General features: G+C 72.5%; 18 protein-coding genes. 9 read left to right on the plus strand and 9 right to left on the minus strand.

The features are described 5' to 3' along the window. Positions 1-85 precede the first annotated feature (85 nt). The gene (locus ACZ5WG_RS27005; protein WP_468726491.1) at positions 86-772 is read left to right on the plus strand and encodes a chaplin; all 687 of its coding nucleotides are present in this window, start codon (positions 86-88) and stop codon (positions 770-772) included. Positions 773-782: 10 nt separating this feature from the next. Here the strand turns inward: ACZ5WG_RS27005 and ACZ5WG_RS27010 are convergent, their stop codons facing one another. Continuing rightward, entirely contained in the window at positions 783-1499 is a 717-nt protein-coding gene (locus ACZ5WG_RS27010; RefSeq protein WP_468726493.1) for a DUF2293 domain-containing protein, read from the minus strand. Positions 1500-1650: 151 nt separating this feature from the next. Here ACZ5WG_RS27010 and ACZ5WG_RS27015 point away from each other — a divergent pair, with 151 nt between their 5' ends. From ACZ5WG_RS27015 to ACZ5WG_RS27025, 3 genes are all read left to right on the plus strand, one after another. Continuing rightward, positions 1651-2022 carry a cupin domain-containing protein gene (locus tag ACZ5WG_RS27015; RefSeq protein WP_468726494.1) on the plus strand — a complete coding sequence of 124 codons (372 nt, stop codon included), beginning with the start codon at positions 1651-1653 and terminating at the stop codon, positions 2020-2022. A 104-nt stretch (positions 2023-2126) separates the two neighbouring features. Then, entirely contained in the window at positions 2127-2780 is a 654-nt protein-coding gene (locus ACZ5WG_RS27020; RefSeq protein ID WP_468726495.1) for a nucleoside/nucleotide kinase family protein, read from the plus strand. Between the two features lie 166 nt (positions 2781-2946). Further along, a complete protein-coding gene (locus ACZ5WG_RS27025) occupies positions 2947-3600 on the plus strand; it encodes a hypothetical protein (protein WP_468726497.1) in 654 nt (217 codons plus the stop codon). Positions 3601-3643: 43 nt separating this feature from the next. Here ACZ5WG_RS27025 and ACZ5WG_RS27030 read toward each other — a convergent pair whose 3' ends face one another. Both ACZ5WG_RS27030 and ACZ5WG_RS27035 read right to left on the minus strand, forming a co-directional pair. Then, positions 3644-4543 carry a carbohydrate kinase family protein gene (locus ACZ5WG_RS27030; protein WP_468726498.1) on the minus strand — a complete coding sequence of 300 codons (900 nt, stop codon included), beginning with the start codon at positions 4541-4543 and terminating at the stop codon, positions 3644-3646. After that, positions 4540-5466, minus strand: coding sequence for a pseudouridine-5'-phosphate glycosidase (locus ACZ5WG_RS27035; RefSeq protein ID WP_468726500.1), 927 nt, complete (start codon positions 5464-5466; stop codon positions 4540-4542). Before ACZ5WG_RS27035 ends, ACZ5WG_RS27030 begins: the two co-directional genes overlap by 4 nt. Positions 5467-5692: 226 nt before the next feature. On the opposite strand from ACZ5WG_RS27035, the gene ACZ5WG_RS27040 reads away from it, so the two are divergent. Further along, positions 5693-6055: a cupin domain-containing protein gene (locus ACZ5WG_RS27040; RefSeq protein ID WP_053785770.1), complete on the plus strand. Its 363-nt coding sequence runs from the start codon at positions 5693-5695 to the stop codon at positions 6053-6055. Here the strand turns inward: ACZ5WG_RS27040 and ACZ5WG_RS27045 are convergent. From ACZ5WG_RS27045 to ACZ5WG_RS27055, 3 genes are all read right to left on the minus strand, one after another. After that, on the minus strand, positions 6045-7340 hold the full coding sequence (locus tag ACZ5WG_RS27045) for an MFS transporter (RefSeq protein ID WP_468726502.1): 1296 nt from the start codon (positions 7338-7340) through the stop codon (positions 6045-6047). The two genes, ACZ5WG_RS27040 and ACZ5WG_RS27045, sit on opposite strands and share 11 nt — an antisense overlap. A 220-nt stretch (positions 7341-7560) precedes the next feature. Further along, positions 7561-8133: a methylated-DNA--[protein]-cysteine S-methyltransferase gene (locus tag ACZ5WG_RS27050; protein WP_468726503.1), complete on the minus strand. Its 573-nt coding sequence runs from the start codon at positions 8131-8133 to the stop codon at positions 7561-7563. A 61-nt stretch (positions 8134-8194) separates the two neighbouring features. Beyond that, on the minus strand, positions 8195-9124 hold the full coding sequence (locus ACZ5WG_RS27055) for a glycerophosphodiester phosphodiesterase (RefSeq protein WP_468726504.1): 930 nt from the start codon (positions 9122-9124) through the stop codon (positions 8195-8197). Positions 9125-9368: 244 nt separating this feature from the next. Here ACZ5WG_RS27055 and uvrB point away from each other — a divergent pair, with 244 nt between their 5' ends. The 4 genes from uvrB (at position 9369) to ACZ5WG_RS27075 (ending at position 15589) form a co-directional block, all read left to right on the plus strand. Next, positions 9369-11537: an excinuclease ABC subunit UvrB gene (gene uvrB, locus ACZ5WG_RS27060; protein ID WP_468726506.1), complete on the plus strand. Its 2169-nt coding sequence runs from the start codon at positions 9369-9371 to the stop codon at positions 11535-11537. Positions 11538-11622: 85 nt separating this feature from the next. Further along, a complete protein-coding gene (locus ACZ5WG_RS27065) occupies positions 11623-12201 on the plus strand; it encodes a TerD family protein (protein WP_030292185.1) in 579 nt (192 codons plus the stop codon). 71 nt (positions 12202-12272) lie between these two features. Beyond that, positions 12273-14348, plus strand: a complete 2076-nt coding sequence (locus ACZ5WG_RS27070) for a TerD family protein (protein ID WP_468726508.1) — start codon at positions 12273-12275, stop codon at positions 14346-14348. 257 nt (positions 14349-14605) lie between these two features. Then, entirely contained in the window at positions 14606-15589 is a 984-nt protein-coding gene (locus ACZ5WG_RS27075; protein WP_468726509.1) for a TerC/Alx family metal homeostasis membrane protein, read from the plus strand. Positions 15590-15609: 20 nt separating this feature from the next. Here the strand turns inward: ACZ5WG_RS27075 and ACZ5WG_RS27080 are convergent, their stop codons facing one another. The 3 genes from ACZ5WG_RS27080 to ACZ5WG_RS27090 all read right to left on the minus strand — a co-directional run bounded on the left by ACZ5WG_RS27080 (position 15610) and on the right by ACZ5WG_RS27090 (position 18469). Beyond that, positions 15610-16944, minus strand: a complete 1335-nt coding sequence (locus ACZ5WG_RS27080; protein ID WP_468726668.1) for an MFS transporter — start codon at positions 16942-16944, stop codon at positions 15610-15612. Positions 16945-17104: 160 nt separating this feature from the next. Further along, positions 17105-17761, minus strand: a complete 657-nt coding sequence (locus ACZ5WG_RS27085) for an MBL fold metallo-hydrolase (protein ID WP_468726510.1) — start codon at positions 17759-17761, stop codon at positions 17105-17107. Between the two features lie 9 nt (positions 17762-17770). Then, the gene (locus ACZ5WG_RS27090) at positions 17771-18469 is read right to left on the minus strand and encodes a maleylpyruvate isomerase family mycothiol-dependent enzyme (protein ID WP_468726511.1); all 699 of its coding nucleotides are present in this window, start codon (positions 18467-18469) and stop codon (positions 17771-17773) included. Positions 18470-18604 lie beyond the last annotated feature (135 nt).

Below are 18604 nucleotides of genomic sequence, written 5' to 3' on the forward strand. Positions count from 1 at the left end.
CGGCTCTATAACCCGAATGGGCTTACGGCGTTGTTTCCGGTGCGGGTGCAGCACCCGTGAACTCCTCCGGAAGGCAGGGAAACTGATGCGTCACAGTCGTCGGAACGGCTTGATCGCGGCGGTGGTCGCGGGAGGTGGACTGGCGGTCGCGGGTGTCGGCGGGTTCGCTTACGCCGATGCGGACGCGGGCGGGAACGCGGAGCGATCGCCAGGGCTGCTGTCCGGGAATCTGGTGCAGCTGCCGGTGCACACCCCGGTGAACGTGTGCGGCAACACCGTGAGCGTGGTCGGCCTGCTCAACCCGGCCGCGGGCAACCGCTGTGCCAACGGGACCGGGGGCGGTGGCGACGGGCATCCAGGGTCCGTGTCCTCGCATCCCGCGAAACCCGGGACCGGGAACGGAAGCGGGACCGGTAAGGACGGGGGAGCCCGCGCCGAAGGGCGCGGAAAGGATTCGCCGGGGCTGCTGTCCGGCAACGGGATCCAGCTTCCGGTCGACGTCCCGGTCAACATCAGCGGGAACGCGGTCAGCGTCGTCGGGGTCGGCAACAGTTCCACCGGCAACACCTCCGTCAACGGCGAGGAGCCGAGCGGCGGGAAGCCGCCGCAGCAGCCGCCCGTCGTCGAACGGCCCGTCTCCCCGGCCGCACCGCCTCAGCACGGCCCGGCGCTCGCCCACACCGGGGCGGACGGCGCCGGCTACCTGCTGCCCGGCGGCGGGGCGCTGCTGCTGGGCGGGGTCCTGCTCTACCGCCGCTTCCGCCTCCAGTAGGCCGCAGGACTTACGGCTCGGGGCCCGAAGCGTGCGGCGGGAGCGGGAGTGGGAGCGGGGGCAGGGGCGGGGATGGCGGGGGTGTGCGCCAGCCGTCCAGGACCGCGTCGATCCGCGCCGCCAGCCGGGCCCGGGCCGCGAACCGCGGGACGCCAGCCATCAGCAGGGCGTCGTACTCGGTGTCGGTGTGCCGCACCGCCGCCCGGACCGCCACCGACACCGCCTGTTCGTCGAGGGCCCGGCCGGCCGCCGTACGGCCCACCCGGCCGCTGCCGCGCAGCGAGGCGTGGGCGGCGATCGCCGCCGCCCGCTCGGCGGGACAGCCGGGGAACAGCCGGCGGATCTCCGCGGCGAAGGCGGCTGTGAACCGGATGTCCTCGAGCGCACGGCGCAGCCGGTCGCGCGCCCGGCGGCGGGCCCGCGCCTCGGCGTCCGCGAGGCAGGCGCGCTCCGCGCGGGCGAGGGCGGGGTCCTCGACCAGGAGCCCCTGGCGCTCGTAGCGGCGTCGCCGTTTGTTGAAGCGGACGACGACGGCGGAGAGCGAACTGGCCTCACGGGCCCGCCGGGTGAGTGCGGCATCCCCGCGCGGCAGGTAGACGAGGTGCCCGAGGTCGGCGCAATCCAGGCAGCGGGGCACACCGGCCTCGCGGACGAGATGCCGGAGCGGCCCCTGGCGGCACTCCGCACAGTTGATCTGCTTCAGCGACTCGAACACCACGAGGCTCATGACGATGTGATACCGCCGTCCGGTCCGCTTATCACCTTGCCGAAAAAGGTGGTTGAGGATTCGCCAACTTTTCCCGATGTCCGGATGTCCCTCTACCGTGGGGCGCTGGGGCTGCGGTAGAGCCGCGATGCCCATGGGGGAGGGGGCGTACATGGGTGGATGGCAGGCAACGGTGCGGCGCACGCGGGACACGGCCGGCGCGGAGGACCTCGCGGGCCGGGAGGTCGTCATAGAGCCCGGCGGCTGCACCGGCTGGCACTTCCACCGCGTTCCGCTGATCGCACTCGTCAAGTCCGGGACGCTGACCCGGATCCTGCACGACAACTCGGTCGTCGTGCACCCGCCGGGGTCCAGCTTCGTAGAGCCGCCCGGCATCGAGCACCTGCACCTCGGCCGCAACCTCGCCGCTGCACCCGTCGTGCTGTACGTGACCTCCACGCTGGCCGAGGGCGAGCCCTTCTCCATACCCGCGGCCGCCCCGCGCGGCGCAACACCGTGTTCCTGCTCGGGGGACTTCGCCTGAACCGCCTTCCGCGGGCCGCCCCGCCCGGCGCCGCCGCCGACTTCACGTCCACGGCCGTCGCCGCGGTATCCGGCCGGGCCGCGAGGAGCACGGACAATGGGCCCGTGCAGCTGGAAGCGATCACATGGCAGCGGATGGCCGAGCGGCTCGCCGGTCACCTCGACGACCACAAGACGCCACCCGGGCAGGCGACGTGGCAGCGGGTGGGCATCGACGGTGCGCCGGCCGCCGCTACCGGCGTGCTCGCCGGCCACCTCGCCGACGAACTGCGCCTGCGCAGCCGCCCGGTCCTGGTGGTCCCGGCCGAGGGCTTCCTGCGGCCGGCCTCACTCCGCTTCGAGTTCGGCCGCGAGGACGTGGACTCCTACCTCGGCGGCTGGTACGACACCGCCGCCCTCTGGCGCGAGGTGTTCGGCCCGACCGACCCGGGCGGCACCGGCCGAGTGCTGCCCGACCTCTGGGACCCGGCGACCGACCGGGCGACCCGCAGCCCGTACTCCGAACTCCCGCCGGGCGGCATCGTGATCGTGCACGGCCCCCTGCTGCTGGGCCACTGGTTCCCCTTCGACCTCAGCGTGCACGTCCGGCTCTCGCCCGGGGCGCTGGCCCGCCGCACCGAGGAGTCCGCGCACTGGACCCTGCCCGCCTTCGCCCGCTACGAGGCGGAGACCGACCCCGCGGCGCAGGCCGACGCCGTGGTCCGGGCCGACGACCCCCGCCACCCCGCCTGGACCGGCCTCACGGGTCCCACCGGCTGACCTCCGCGCGCCCGTCCCGTCACGGACGTCCGGGATCCGCAACAGCGGCATCGCGGCTCTGCGACGAACGGGATCCGGCCATCGCCGCGGCCGGAAGCACGGCGCTACGTTGACGCCACGCTTCGACGGCGGCCACCCGGTGGCGCCTTGGCAGAAGGAGACGGCAATGGGCGGACGAGGTACGGCGGTTCAGGGTCCGAGACGGCTGCGGCGGCAGGCCGCCTGCGCCGCGCTGGTGCTGTGCGGAGCCCTGGCCCTCGCGGCCTGCAACGGCGACGACGGCAGTGACGCGGGAGCGGGAGCCGCCGGTGCGACCCCCGGCGCGAGCCCGGTGAGTCCGTCGGCCACCCCTGCCACCTCCGCCACCCCGGCAGGCGGAGCGACGCCGTCCGCCTCCGCGGCCTCCTCGAAGAAACCGGCCCCGACCGCCACCGTCCCGGCCAAGCCGAAGCCGCCCGTACCCGGACCCGCTTGCGCCTCCAAGGGCGCAGTCTCGCCCGACGAGATCGCCGTCTACCGCTACACCCCCGAGGGCGGCCAGTACAGCCTGATCGTCAAGCACGGCCACTGGGCCTGCCCCGTCGCGGGCGGTGCCACGCCCTTCGTGACCGTCGGCGAGGAGACCTACATCCCGATCGCCGAGGACGCCAAGATCGGCGCCCACTCCCCGATCCTCTCCGGCTCCGCGAACAAGCCGATCACCACGCACGAGCTCACCTCGTGGCTGGAGACCCACCCGAACAAGGGTCTGGTGTTCCACTACAACGTGAACAAGGCGGGCGTGATCGACACCCTCGGCCAGGAGGAGTACATCTCGTAGCCTCCGCTCGCCGCGCCGCTCCCTACGGGCGCCCGCCGAGTCCCTACGGGCGCCCGCCGAGCCGGGTGACCGCCTGCGCGGCCGCGCGGCAGCCGGCCCGGGCGGCGTCCGCCGGGGCCGCGCCCGCGAGCCGGGCCGCCAGGAACCCGCCGGTGAACGCGTCCCCGGCACCCGTGGAGTCCACCGCCTCGGCCGACTCCGCGGACACCTCGGCGGTCACCCGGCCCGCCTCCGCCACCAGTGCCCCGGCCGCACCCCGGGTGACCACCACCAGCGGCACCCGGCGGCTCAGCTCGGCTGCCGCCCGGGCCGCCCCGGCCGGCTCCGGCACCCCGGCCAGCAGCCGCGCCTCGTCCTCGTTGGGCAGCAGTACGCCGATCCCCGCCACGGCATCGAGGAAGCGCTGCGGACCCAGCGCGGCCAGGAATCCCGCCGAGGCCGGGTCCACGCTCACCGGCACCCCGCGGGCCCGGGCCGCCCGCAGCGCGACGAGGGCCAGTTCGCGGCTGCTGTCGGCGAAGAAGAGGTAGCCGGACAGGTGCAGATGGGCCGCCCCGTCCAGCAGGGCCGGCGCCCAGTCCTCGGGGGACAGCCGCAGCGCGGCGCCGCTGTCGGTGAGGAAGGTGCGCTCCGCGTCCTCGCCGACCAGCGCCACCACCGTCCCGGTCGGCTCGGCCGGATCGATCACCATCCGAGGCCGCACCCCCGAGTCCCGCAGGCACTGCTCGTGCCACCGGGCCGATTCGGTGCCGACCCGCGCCAGGAGCCGTACCTCCGCCACCCCCGAGTGGGCCGCCCAGCAGGCCGCGTTGGCCCCGGCGCCGCCCGGCAGGGTCCGGATCCGCGCGGCCGTGTCCGTGGCCGGAGTCAGCGGCTCGGGATGCACCGCCACGACGTCCGTCACCACGTCCCCGACGACCAGCAGCGCCCCCGGCGCGGTCACGCGCGCGCCGCCCAGGCTCCCGCGATCCTGGCCCCGAGCGCCACGTTGCCCCGTACCGCCGCCAGGTTGGCCTCCAGCGAGGCCCCGCCCGTCGCCCGTACCAGGAACCCCAGCAGGAACGGCGTCACCGCCTGTCCCGTGATCCCCCGCTCGTGGCACTCCTCGAGGGCCTCGGCCAGCACGCGGTCGTGCAGGTCCGGATCCAACTGGTCGGCCTCCGCCACCGGATTCGCCACCAGCAGTGCCGACTCCGGTCCACCGAGGGCATCCTGAGCGGCCATCACCGCCGCCACCTCCTCCGGCCGGTGGACGGTCCAGTCCACCGGCTCGCCGGAACTGGCCAGGTAGAACCCGGGGAAACGTTCCGTCCCGTACCCCAGTACCCCCACCCCGAGCGTCTCCAGCCGCTGCAGCGTGGCCGGCACGTCCAGGATCGACTTCACTCCCGCGCACACCACCGTGATCCGGGTGCGCGCCAGCAACTGCAGATCAGCCGACTCGTCCTGGGTCTGCGCGTACTCCCGGTGCACGCCGCCCAGCCCGCCCGTGGCGAAGACCCGCAGCCCGGCCCGTGCAGCCAGGAACGCGGTCGCGGACACCGTGGTCGCGCCGGTCGCACCGGCCGCGAGCGCGGGAGCCAGATCCCGGTGGCCGAGCTTGCGCACGCCCTCGCCGCCGGCGATCCGCTCCAGCTGCGCCTTGTCGAGGCCGGCGTACGCCACGCCGTCGACGACCGCGATCGTGGCCGGAACCGCCCCCTCGGCACGTACCAGGGCCTCCAGTTCGGCGCCCACGGCGAGATTGCGGGGGCGGGGCAGGCCGTGCGCGATGATCGTCGACTCCAGAGCCACGACGGGACGGCCCCGGTCGAGCGCCTCGCGGACCTCTTCGGACAGGACGGGGACCTCGGGTGATGTGTGCATGTCCCATCCATGGCACGGGACGTGCGCCCCCAAACGCGCTCCCGGCCCGCCTTCCGAACCTGTCCGAGTAGCGTCCCCCATGAACCCCCGGGACACCCGCACCTTCCCCTACGAACTCGCAGACCGGTACGAACTCCCGGCTGGACAGGTTGACCTGTCCGGCGGGCGGAACCTGGACGCTCTGTTCACCGCGGCGCGCCGCACGGCCGGATTAGGGTGACTCGGCATGAGCACCAGTGAGCACGGTCCCGCCTCGTTCGCCGTATCCGTACCGGACGCCGAGCTGGAGGTCGAGGACCTCGATCCCGGCCAGATCCTCTCCGGCGAGCCCGTCGTGACGGGCAAGGTGCTGTGGGAGTCACCTGACGGCAAGCAGCTGCGCGGCATCTGGCAGATCACCCCGGGCGTGGTGACCGACACCGAGGCGAACGAGCTGTTCGTCGTGGTCAGCGGCCGGGCCACCATCGAGGTCGAGGGCGGGGAGACCCTGGAGGTGGGCCCCGGCTCCGCCTGTGTGCTCCGGGAGGGCGACAAGACCACCTGGACCGTCCACGAGACGCTGCGCAAGGCCTACCACATCAGCTACTAGCGGCAGCAGCCGCAGCAGGATGGCGGCGCCCGGTGAACAGGGCGAGCGCCGCCATCGGCAGCAGCAGGCCCGCGCCGATCACGTTCAGCCAGCCGTAGCCCGCGTGGGACATGACCAGGCCCGCGGCCGCGCCGCCCACGCCCGCGCAGGTGTTCATCGTGAGGTCGCTCAGACCCTGTACGGCGGCCCGCGCGGCCTGCGGCACCGAGTCGGTGAGCAGCGCCGAGCCGGACACCATCCCGGCGGACCAGCCGAGGCCGAGCAGGAACAGGCCGACGGCGCTCTGCGCGTGGTCGGGTCCGGCGGTGCCGGCGAGCAGGGCCGCCAGCGACAGCAGCCCGGCCGCCAGGCCGATCACCGACAGCCGGCCGACCCGGTCCGCGAGCCAGCCCATGACGGGCGAGAAGGCGAACATCCCGGCGATGTGGCCGCTGATCACCAGGCCGACGAGCTCCAGCCCGGCGCCGTGGTGGCCCAGGTCGACCGGGGTCATCACCATGATCGAGACCATGGTGGTGTGGGACACCGCCACGGTGACCAGGGCCAGCCGCGCCCGCGGGGAGGCCTTGACGGCCGCGAGCCCGGCGCGCAGCGAGCGGCCCTCGCGGGTCTGCTCCTCGGGCGCGGCCAGCGCCCGGGCCGTCAGCAACGGATCCGGCCGCAGGAATATGCCGATCAGGGTGCCGGTGAGGACGAAGACGGCGCCGGCCCACACGAAGGGGCCCGCCGTCTCGGGTATGGAGGTCCCGGCGAAGCTGCGGCTGGCCGGGGCGGAGAGGTTGGGGCCGAGCACCGCGCCGAGGGTCGACGCCCAGACGACGACGGCGACCGCCCGGGCCCGCCGGTCCGGGGCGGCGAGGTCGGCGGCCGCGAACCGGGCCTGGAGGTTGGCGGACGAGGCCGCTCCGAAGGCGGCCATGCCGAGCATCAGCAGCGGGAAGCTCTTGATCGCGGTGGCGAGGACCACCAGGGCCGCACCGGCGGCGCCGATCCCGTACCCGAGGACCAGCCCCGGGCGGCGGCCCCGCGCGGTCATCAGGGCGGCGAGCGGCAGGGAGACGGCCGCGGTGCCGATCACCGCGGCGGTGGAGGCGAAGCCGGACAGCGACTCGGTGCCGCTGACCTGCGTCGCGAGGACCGGGGCCAGGGCGATGCTGATGGGCACGCCGAGGCCGCCCAGCATCTGGCTCGCGATCAGCACCCCGGAGGTGCGCCGCTGCAGCCTGGGCAGGTCCGCCAGGCCGGCCGGCGGAGCGGGGCGGTCGGTGCCGCGGACGGCGGTCATACCGCCCACCGCCGTCGCGGCGGCGCAGGGCGGGATACGGGCGCAGTGCGGCCGGAGACGGTGGCAGTAGTCACCGCGGCAGTTTCGCACCCCTTACGGCCGGACGGAACGGGGGATGCACCCCGCGCCTGCCGCCCGCGCCCCGCGCCTGCCGCCCGCGCCCCGCGCCTGCCGCCCGCGCCCCGCGCCTGCCGCCCGCGCCTGCGCCCGACCACTCCCCTCAGAACAGCGGCTGCGGCAGGACGCCCTCCAGCGCCAGCAGGGACCGCTTGGTCTCCACCCCGCCGCCGAAACCGCCGATGCCCCCGTCGTTCTCCACGACCCGGTGGCAGGCCACCACCAGCGGCAGCGGGTTCGACCCCATGGCGTTGCCCACGGCCTGGGCCGCGCCCGGCTGTCCGACGCGGGCCGCGAGCTCCCCGTACCCCACGACCGCCCCGTACGGCACCGAGCGGTCCAGCTCCTGGAGCACCTGCCGGTTGAAGCCGGAGCTGAGCCGCCAGTCCAGCGGCAGGTCGAAGCGCTTGAGCGAGCCCGCGAAGTAGGCGGTCAGCTGGCGTACCGGCTCGGCCAGCAGCACCTCCTGGCCCGGTGCCGGTCGCCAGGCGTCGGCGCCGAGCCGGGAGACGAGGGAGCCGATCATCTTCTCGACCCGGTCCGGACCGGCATGGAACTCGACCCGGACCAGACCCTCCGGGGTCGCGGCCAGGAGCAGAGGTCCGCCGATGACGCTTTCGCCGGGGACCACGGTCCATTCGAGGTGCGGCCCGCGGGGCCGCTCGGTGCTGTCCACCCCTCCACCGTACGGGGAGGGTGTGACAGCCCGGAGACCTCGCGCCGCTCCCCGAGGCCGCTCAGTACGCGAAGGCCCCGAGCACCGCCTTCTGCACGACGTCCGGGGCGTTGGTGATGATCCCGTCCACGCCCATGCCCTGCACCTTCCGGGCCGTCGCCGCGTCGTCCACGATCCAGGTGTCCACCTCCATCGCCTTTCCGTGGGCGCCCAGAAGGCCGTGCACCGCCGCCACCCAGTCGGCCGAGATGGTGGTGTGCCACGGGTTGATCCGGTCCGTGAACTCGGCGTACTTCGGCAGGTCGGCGACGGTCGGGGTGCCCAGGAAGGCCGTCACGAGGTCCGGGCGCAGGCCGTGCACGATGCGTACGGAGTCCGCGCTAAAGCTCTGCACGACCAGGCGGCGCTGCACGTGGTCCGCATCGAGCCAGCCGGCCTCGTCCAGCACCCGCAGGGTCTCCTTCTCGATCCCGGGGTACAGCTCGGGCTTCTTGATCTCCAGCAGCAGCCGCTGCCGGTTGCGCTGCACCCGGTCGAGGTACTCCCGCAGGGTCGGCACCCGGGCGCCCGCGAACTCCTCGCCGAACCAGCTGCCCGCGTCGAGGGTGGCGATCTCCGCCGCCGTGAAGTCCTTGACCCGCCAGGGCTCCCGGTCCGGGAACGCCTGCTCGACGTCGGTGGTGCGGGCCAGGGTGTCGTCGTGGACCACGACCAGCTCCCCGTCCCTGGTGCGCTGGACGTCGTTCTCCACCCAGTCGAAGCCCAGCCGCATCGCGAGGTCGATCGCGTCGAGGGTGTTCTCCGGCGCGTACGCGGAAGCCCCCCGGTGGGCGTACACGACGGGGCCCAGCAGCCCCGGCGCGCCGGCGGGAGAGGCCGGGGAAGCGGGGGAGGAGGGGCCGGTGGCGGCGGACGAGGTCGTCCCGCCCAGGACGGTCAGGGTGAAGCCCAGGAATGCGGCGGCGGCCGCGGCGGCGGGTCGGACGTACATGTGCGTTCTCCTCGGTTCGGAGCCCTGTTCCTGCGTCAGACGCGTGCGGAATGGCAGACGTTGCGGCGATGCACTACACGGGGGACCTCTACGGCGATCATGCGGTTGATGATCACGGGGCCGCCACCGAACTACGACAAACGGACCAGAAAGGAGGACTTCCGACCGGACCGCCGGACCTGGCACGGCGCCGCGGACCGCGCGCGGCTGCGTGAGTGTCAGTGGGGGGTCGTACGGTGGAGTCATGCGGCCCGTATCGAAGATCGAACGCACGGTGGCGCCTTTCGAGGTCGTCAGCCCCTACCAGCCCAGCGGCGACCAGCCGGCGGCCATCGCCGAGCTGGAGAAGCGCATCCGTGCAGGTGAGAAGGATGTCGTCCTGCTGGGTGCGACCGGCACCGGCAAGTCGGCGACCACCGCCTGGATGATCGAGAAGCTCCAGCGCCCGACCCTCGTGATGGCGCCGAACAAGACCCTCGCCGCCCAGCTGGCGAACGAGTTCCGCGAGCTCCTGCCGAACAACGCCGTCGAGTACTTCGTCTCGTACTACGACTACTATCAGCCCGAAGCGTACGTTCCGCAGTCGGACACCTACATCGAGAAGGACTCCTCGATCAACGAGGAGGTGGAGCGGCTGCGCCACTCCGCGACCAACTCGCTGCTCACCCGGCGCGACGTGATCGTCGTGGCGTCCGTGTCCTGCATCTACGGCCTCGGCACCCCGCAGGAGTACGTCGACCGGATGGTCCCCCTCAAGGTCGGCGAGGAGATGGACCGGGACCAGCTGCTGCGCCGTTTCGTCGACATCCAGTACACGCGCAACGACGTGGCCTTCACCCGCGGCACCTTCCGCGTGCGCGGGGACACGATCGAGATCTTCCCGGTCTACGAGGAACTGGCCGTCCGCATCGAGATGTTCGGCGACGAGATCGAGGCCCTCTCCACCCTGCACCCGCTGACCGGCGAGGTCATCAGCGAGGACCGCGAGCTGTACGTGTTCCCCGCCAGCCACTACGTCGCCGGCCCCGAGCGCATGGAGAAGGCCATCGCCGGCATCGAGACGGAGCTCGCGGAGCGCCTCGCCGAGCTGGAGAAGCAGGGCAAGATGCTGGAGGCGCAGCGCCTGCGCATGCGCACCACGTACGACCTGGAGATGATGCGCCAGATCGGGTCCTGCTCCGGCATCGAGAACTATTCGCTGCACATGGACGACCGCGAGCGCGGCTCCGCGCCCAACACCCTCATCGACTACTTCCCCGAGGACTTCCTCCTCGTCATCGACGAGTCGCACGTCACCGTGCCGCAGATCGGTGCGATGTACGAGGGCGACGCCTCGCGCAAGCGGACCCTGGTCGACCACGGCTTCCGGCTGCCCTCCGCGCTCGACAACCGGCCGCTGAAGTGGGAGGAGTTCCAGAAGCGGATCGGCCAGACGGTCTACCTGTCTGCGACCCCGGGCAAGTACGAGCTCTCCCGCGGCGACGGCTTCGTCGAGCAGATCATCCGCCCCACCGGCCTCGTCGACCCCGAGGTCGTGGTCAAGCCCACCGAGGGGCAGATCGACGACCTGGTCCACGAGATCCGGCAGCGGGTGGAGAAGGACGAGCGCATCCTGGTCACCACCCTCACCAAGAAGATGGCCGAGGACCTCACGGACTACTTCCTGGAGCTCGGCATCCAGGTCCGCTACCTGCACAGCGACGTCGACACCCTGCGCCGCATCGAGCTGCTGCGCGAGCTGCGCGCCGGCGAGTACGACGTCCTGGTCGGCATCAACCTGCTGCGCGAGGGGCTCGACCTTCCCGAGGTGTCGCTGGTGGCGATCCTCGACGCAGACAAGGAGGGCTTCCTGCGCTCGGGGACCTCGCTGATCCAGACCATCGGCCGCGCGGCGCGCAACGTCTCGGGCCAGGTCCACATGTACGCGGACAAGATGACCCCGGCGATGGAGAAGGCCATCGACGAGACCAACCGGCGCCGGGAGAAGCAGATCGCCTACAACACGGCGAACGGGATCGACCCGCAGCCGCTGCGCAAGAAGATCAACGACATCGTCGCCACCATCGCCCGCGAGGAACTGGACACCGAGGAGCTCCTCGGCACCGGGTACCGCCAGGGGAAGGACGGCAAGGCCGCCAAGGCTCCCGTGCCTTCGCTCGGCGTGGTCAAGGCGGGCCAGGTCACCGTGGGCGGCAAGGGGGTCAAGGGAGCCAAGGCCGCCAAGGCCGCCAAGGAGGCCGCGGCGCTGACGGACCGTCCGGCCGAGGAACTGGCCGCGCTCATCGAGCAGATGACAGAGCGGATGCGCGGCGCGGCGGCCGAGCTCCAGTTCGAGGTCGCGGCCCGGATCCGGGACGAGGTGGGCGAGCTGAAGAAGGAGCTGCGGCAGATGAAGGAAGCGGGCCTCGCCTGACCCGGGGCCGGTCAGTAGGGTTGGGCGCAGCCGCAGGTACATGTGCGCACCCACATCGGGGGCGGGCTAGGAGAGGGGACAGCGCGTGACGGTCAACATGACCAAGGGTCAGGCCATCAGTCTGCAGAAGCAGGACGGGGGCACCCTGACCGCGGTCCGGATGGGCCTCGGCTGGCAGGCGGCCAAGCGCCGTGGGCTGTTCGGCTCGCGGACCCGGGAGATCGACCTGGACGCGTCGGCGGTGCTCTTCGCCGACAAGCAGCCGGTGGACGTGGTGTTCTTCCGGCACCTGCAGAGCGACGACGGCTCGGTCCGGCACACCGGTGACAACCTCGTCGGCGGCGCCGGTCAGGGCGGGGACGACGAGTCGATCCTCGTCGACCTCCAGCGCGTGCCGGTGCACATCGACCAGATCGTCTTCACGGTGAACTCGTTCACCGGCCAGACGTTCCAGGAGGTGCAGAACGCGTTCTGCCGCATCGTCGACGAGACCAACGGCCAGGAGCTGGCCCGCTACACCCTGGACGGCGGCGGGCAGTACACCGCGCAGATCATGGCGAAGGTGTCGCGCGCCGGCAGCGGCTGGCAGATGACGGCCCTCGGCAACCCCGCCAACGGCCGCACCTTCCAGGACCTGATGCCGGCGATCCTGCCGCACCTGTAGGCAGTACGGCACCACCGCAGTACGGCAGAGCACCAGAACAGAAGAGCAAGGGCACGGGGGAGGGCTGCACGATGACGGCCGAACTGGTCCGGGGGCAGAACCACCCCCTGTCCCAGACGCAGGTGGAGATCAGGGTCTCGGCGGGCACGCCCGTCCTGGCCCTGGCCTCGGCCTGCGATGACTCGGGCCGGCTGGCCGGCCCCGAGTCGGTGGCCCACCCCGGCGCCCGGAACCTGCCCGGACTGGAGGTGCCGGGGGCCGTGGCGGGTGAGCACCGCTTCGCCGTCGACCTCGACGCCGTCGCACCGTCCGTGCACCGGCTCGGGGTGGTGCTCGTCCTGCCGCCCGGCGGCCCGACGCGCTTCGGCGCGGCCCCTGCCTCGTACGTGGCCGTGGCCGACCCGGAGGGCGCCGAGCTCGCCGGGTACACCGTGACCGGGCTGGAGTCCGAGACCGCCGTGGTGGCCCTCGAGCTCTACCGGCGCCAGGGCGCCTGGAAGGTCCGCGCCGTGGGCCAGGGGTACGCAGACGGGCTCGGCGCGCTGCTCGCCGACGCCGGACTGGGCACACCGGCCGCCATCGCCCTGGCCGCCGCGGTCGTGGGAGCGGCCGCGCGGGACGAGGCCACGCGCGCGCCCGCGCCCACTGCGCCCCTGCGCCCCGGGGCCGTCCCCGGGGCTCCGCCCGGCCGCCCGGAACCGCAGGACGCGGCTTCGGCCGTGCCCGCCCCGGTGGCCCCCGAGCAGCCGTTCCCGGTGCCGGTGTCCGGGGGCCCGTACGCCGGTACGCCGGGCACTGCGCCCGGCGACTCCGGCGACGGCCCGCCGACGCTCGGTGAACCCACGCTCGGCGAACCCACACTCAACGCACCCACACTCAACGCACCCACACTCAACGCACCCACACTCAACGCACCCACACTCAACTACGTGCACCCGCGCCGGCGCCGCAGCACCACCGAGCCGCCCGAACCGGCGCCGCAGGCCGCCGCACCCGCGCAGCCCGGCCGGCCGCCCGTGCCCGTCGCCGGCGACGCCAGCGGCTGGTCCATGGACGAGCGGCTCTACAACCAGGTCTGGGGCATGTTCGAGGACCTGGCCCGCTCGGTGGCCGCCTACCGCAGCGCCTGCGACTTCGCCGAGTCCCGGATGGACCGCGAGCTCGACGAGGCGCTGTCCGACCCCCGCCACCGCCTGGGCGGTTCCGGCAACGCCGCCCGCGACGAGGCCCGGGCCCGCCACGACGAGCTCGTCGACCAGGCCAAGGCCGTGCTCGACCGGGACCTCGCCCAGCTGATCGCCGAGTCCGAGGTGGTAGAGCCCGCGCTGCCGGCCCCGTACGCCCGCTGGGCCAACCCCGTCTGGCACGGGCACGGGGTCCCCGAGGAGGCCCCGATGGCCCTGCGCCTCGGCGACCTGCACCTGCCCGAGCGGCCCGACCTGCGGATCCCCATGCTCGTGCGGCTCCCGCTCGAGCGCGGGCTGTGGATCGACAACGGCCGCACCGGCTCCGAGGCAGCCATGACGATGGACACCGACCGGCTGCGCCGGGCCGCCATGGACATGGCCGTCGCCCACGCGGTCCGGCTGCTCGCGGTCCACCCCGGGGACCGGTTCTCCGTGCACGTCATCGACGCGGCCGGGGCGGGGGCCGCCTCCCTGGCACCGCTCGTCGCGGCCGGGGCACTGGCCGGCCCGCCCGCCGCCGGGGCCGCCGGGGTCACCCGGACCCTGGCGGAGCTGACCCGACGGGTGGACCTCGTGCAGATGGCCGTGCGGGCCGGCGCGCCCGAGGACCTGCCGCCCGATGTGGACACCGCCGACCAGCTGCTGATCGTGCACGACTTCCCGCACGGCTTCGACGACCGGGCCGTCACCCGGCTGCGCTACCTGGCCGACGAGGGGCCGGCGGTCGGTGTGCACCTGCTGATGGTGGCGGACCGCGACGAGGCCTCGGCGTACGGACCGCTGCTCGACCCGCTGTGGCGCTCGCTGATGCGGCTGTCGCCGGTGCCGGACAACCATCTCGCCGACCCGTGGGTCGGGCACGCCTGGACCTTCGAGCCGGACCTGCCACCGCAGGGCAGCCGGGTCCTGGAACAGACCCTGGACCGGATCGCCGCGGCCCGGCGCAATGCCCGTCCATGACCGATCCTTGGCGTTCTCTTTACCTTTTCGGGCTCTGACGGGTAACCTGGGCTTCGCGGAGGGGAGTATTCCTGCTTTCCTGCTACGGCGTACCCGTCAATACGGACCATTTCGGCACGTGAACCGCATGGGTCATGTGAACCGCAGTCGGTCCCGGGGCGCCGGCCCACGGCCTCCAGGCCGCCCGGGTGGAAGAGACCTCCGGCAGCGATGACGCTGACATGTGTGCTGAGCCATCTGCCGGAGGCGAATAAGCAGTGGATGTTTCGTTGACCCTCTGGGTGCTGACCATTCTCGGTCTGAGCATCCTGATCGGCGCCGATTTCTTCATCGGCCGCAAGCCCCATGACGTGTCGGTGAAGGAAGCCGGCATCTGGACGGTCGTCTGGATCGTCCTCGCCGCACTCTTCGGCCTCGGCCTGATGTTCTTCGGCAACAGCCAGGCCTCCCAGGAGTTCTTCGCCGGCTTCATCACCGAGAAGTCCCTGAGCGTGGACAACCTGTTCGTCTTCGTCCTGATCATGGCGAAGTTCGCGGTGCCCTCCCAGCTCCAGCAACGCGTGCTGCTCGTGGGCGTGCTGATCGCCCTGGTGCTCCGCGCGATCTTCATCGCGGCCGGCGCCGCGATCATCACCAACTTCTCGTGGGTCTTCTACATCTTCGGCGCGTTCCTCATCTACACCGCGTGGAAGCTGATCCAGGAGGCCACCAAGGGCGAGGAGGAAGAGGAGTTCGAGGAGAACCGCCTCCTCAAGTCGATCGAGAGGAAGTTCGGCGTCGCCGACCAGTACCACGGCACCAAGCTCTTCATCCGGAACAACGGCAAGCGGATCCTGACCCCGCTGATGATCGTGATGCTGGCCATCGGCACCACCGACGTGCTGTTCGCCCTGGACTCGATCCCCGCGATCTTCGGCCTCACCCAGGACCCGTACATCGTCTTCACCGCCAACGCCTTCGCCCTGATGGGTCTGCGCCAGCTGTACTTCCTCATCGGCGGCCTGCTCAAGAAGCTGGTCCACCTCAGCTACGGCCTGTCCGTCATCCTCGGCTTCATCGGCATCAAGCTGGTGCTGCACGCCCTCCACGAGTCCGGGGTGCACGTCCCGCAGATCTCCATCCCGGTCTCCCTGGGCGTCATCTGCGGTGTCCTGGTGATCACCACGATCACCAGCCTGATGGCCTCGAAGAAGCAGGCGGCCGCCGAGGCCGCCGCCCGCTCGGAGAGTGTCGACGCGTAGGGCCCTGCAGCCCCGAAGGGCTATGCGGGGGCGGCCGCTTCGGCCGCCCCCGTTCCCGTACCTGCGCTCGTGCCCGACTCGGTACCGGGGCCGGTGCGAGCCCGCACGACCGTCGGGTTCGTCTCCGGGAGCAGCGCGAAGCAGACCAGGCTGAGCAGGGCGATCGCGCTCAGGTACACGGCCACGCCCCACGGCGGACCGGAACCGTCCGCCAGCGCCGTCGCCACGATCGGGGTCAGCGCGCCGCCCAGCACCCCGCCCAGGTTGTAGCCCACGGCCGCGCCCGTGCAGCGGATCCGCGGGGCGTACAGCTCCGGCAGGTACGCGCCCACCACGGCGAACATCGTCACCATGCCCAGCAGCCCGCCGAGGCAGCCCAGCGTCATCAGCAGCGGGTCCCCGGTGCGCAGCAACGCGATGAACGGGAACATCCAGACCAGGCAGAGCGCGCAGCCGACCAGGCACAGCGGCCGCCGGCCGTGGCGGTCGCCGAGCACCGCCATCACCGGGGTCATCAGGCCCTTGAGCGCGACGGCCGTCATGATGCAGGCCAGCATCACCGTCCGGTCCACGCGGAGGTGCTCGGTCGCGTACGCGAGGGACCAGGTGGTGACCGCGTAGAAGACCGCGTACCCGATGGACAGGGCCCCGCCGGTCAGCAGGAGCAGTCGCCAGTGCCCGCGCACCACCTCGGACAGCGGGGCGTCGGAGCGCCGGCCGGTCTCGGCGAGGGCGCGGAACTGCGGGGTCTCCTCCACCGAGCGGCGCAGCCACAGCCCGGCGAGGGCCAGTACGCCCGCCGCCCAGAAGGGGACGCGCCAGCCCCATGAGGCGAACTGCCCGTCGGTCAGCGTCGCGGACAGGGTGAGGGTCATGCCGTTGGCCAGCAGGAAGCCCACCGCCGGGCCGGCCTGCGGGAAGCTCGCCCACAGCCCGCGCTTCTGCTCGGGGGCGTGCTCGGCGGTCAGCAGGACCGCGCCGCCCCACTCGCCGCCGAGGCCGAGCCCCTGCAGGAAGCGCAGTACCAGCAGCAGGAGGGGCGCCACCATGCCGATCGTCGCGTACGTCGGCACGCAGCCGACCGCCACCGTGGCGAGGCCGGTGAGCAGCAGGGATCCGAGCAGGACCGGGCGCCGCCCGTAGCGGTCGCCGATGTGGCCGAAGACCACCGAGCCCAGCGGGCGGGCGAGGAAGCCGACGCCGAAGGTGGCGAAGGCGGCGAGGGTCCCGGCGAGCGGGGAGAAGGACGGGAAGAACAGCGGGCCGAGCACGAGGGCGGCGGCCGTGCCGTAGACGAAGAAGTCGTAGAACTCGATGGCCGTTCCGGCGAGCGAGGCCGAGGCCAGCCGCAGCATCGAGGGTGAGCGGGGAACGACGGGGAGAGGGAGGGCGGGGGAGGGGTCTTGTTGCATGGTGCAGCAATTACCCCGCCCCACACCCCCAGGACGTGCGTTCGGTCATCTTCGACCGGAAGGAGTGCTTCCTGTCGCGGTGTTGACCGGGACCGGGCGGGTGTTACCAGCCGCGCTCGCGCCATTCGGCCAGGTGCGGCCGCTCCGCGCCGAGCGTGGTGTCGTTGCCGTGTCCCGGGTAGACCCAGGTCTCGTCCGACAGCTGCTCGAAGAGCTTGTGCTGCACGTCGTCGATGAGGCTGGCGAAGGCCTTCGGGTCGCCCCCGGTGTTGCCGACGCCGCCCGGGAAGAGACAGTCCCCGGTGAACACGTGCGCATGCCCGTGCGGGTCGTCGTAGATGAGGGCGATCGAGCCGGGGGTGTGCCCGACCAGGTGGCGGGCGGTCAGCGTGACCCGCCCCACCTGGATCGTGTCCCCGTCCGTGACGGGCACTTCGGTGGCCACCGGAATGCCCTCGACGTCGTCGGCGCCCGCATAGGTGCGCGCGCCGGTCGCGTCGACCACGGCCTGGAGCGCACCCCAGTGGTCGCCGTGCCGGTGCGTCGTGACGACGGACGCGATGCCGTCGTCGCCGATCAACTGCAGCAGGGTCGCCGGCTCCGCGGCCGCGTCGATCAGCAGCTGCTCGTCGGTGGCCCGGCAGCGCAGCAGGTACGCGTTGTTGTTCATGGTGCCCACCGCGACCTTGGAAATCATCAGGTCCGGGAGTTCGTGCACGTCGGCCGGACCGCCGACCTTGACCGCTCCGCTATACGTCATGTCCTGATCCTAGAGCGGGGGGAGGGCCGGGAGGGGGCCGCCGACGACAGTGAGGTGTGCGCCCTTGTCCCCGCGCCCGGCCAGCCAGCCGAGGAGCTCGGCCCCGGTGCCGACCAGGGTGACCGGGCCGCCCTCGGCGCCGCCGGTGTGCCACGTGGAGCCGCTGCCGTCGCCCTCGATCTGCAGGGTCACCGGGGGCACCTCGGGGCGCCCGGTCCAGCGGTCGGCGAGGAAGGCGATCTCGCGCCCGGTGAACTCCTCCGGGAGGTCGGAGAGCTCGTAGCCGATGTTCAGGTCGAAGTGGTGCAGCTCGACCTCGACGAGGCGGCGGAAGGGCACGTTCGCGGCCAGGTCGGTGACCCCGTTGCGCAGCTCGACGGTGCGCGACCAGTCCTGGTCCTGCCCGGTCTGCGCCAGGAAGCCCGCGTGGGTCTCGCGCAGGTCGGCGAGCTGGACGTCCAGCGGGCGCGGGGCGTCGCGCTCGATGTCGGAGTCGCGGGCCTCGGCGCTCGCGTACATCGGGCGGCCCGCGAAGACGTTGACGAGGGCGTCCGCGTTGCGCGCGAGGTGGGCCAGCACGTGGCCGCGGGTCCAGCCCGGGAGGTGTGACTCCTCGGCCAGGGCGGCGTTGTCCAGTTTCGCGACCGCGGTCAGCAGTCGGTCCGTGGCTTCACGTACAGATTGCAGGTCGTGCACATGATCAGTCATGGATCCGAGCCTAGTGCCGCGGCGCCCCGACCACACGAACGGGTGAAGCCGTCCGGGGAGTGCCGTAAATCGAATGCGCGTGCTATACGCTCGAAGTCCAAGCTCTCTTCCCCGTTGCAGAGGCGCCCCCCATAC

It is taken from the genome of Streptomyces sp. NPDC032745, assembly GCF_055579465.1.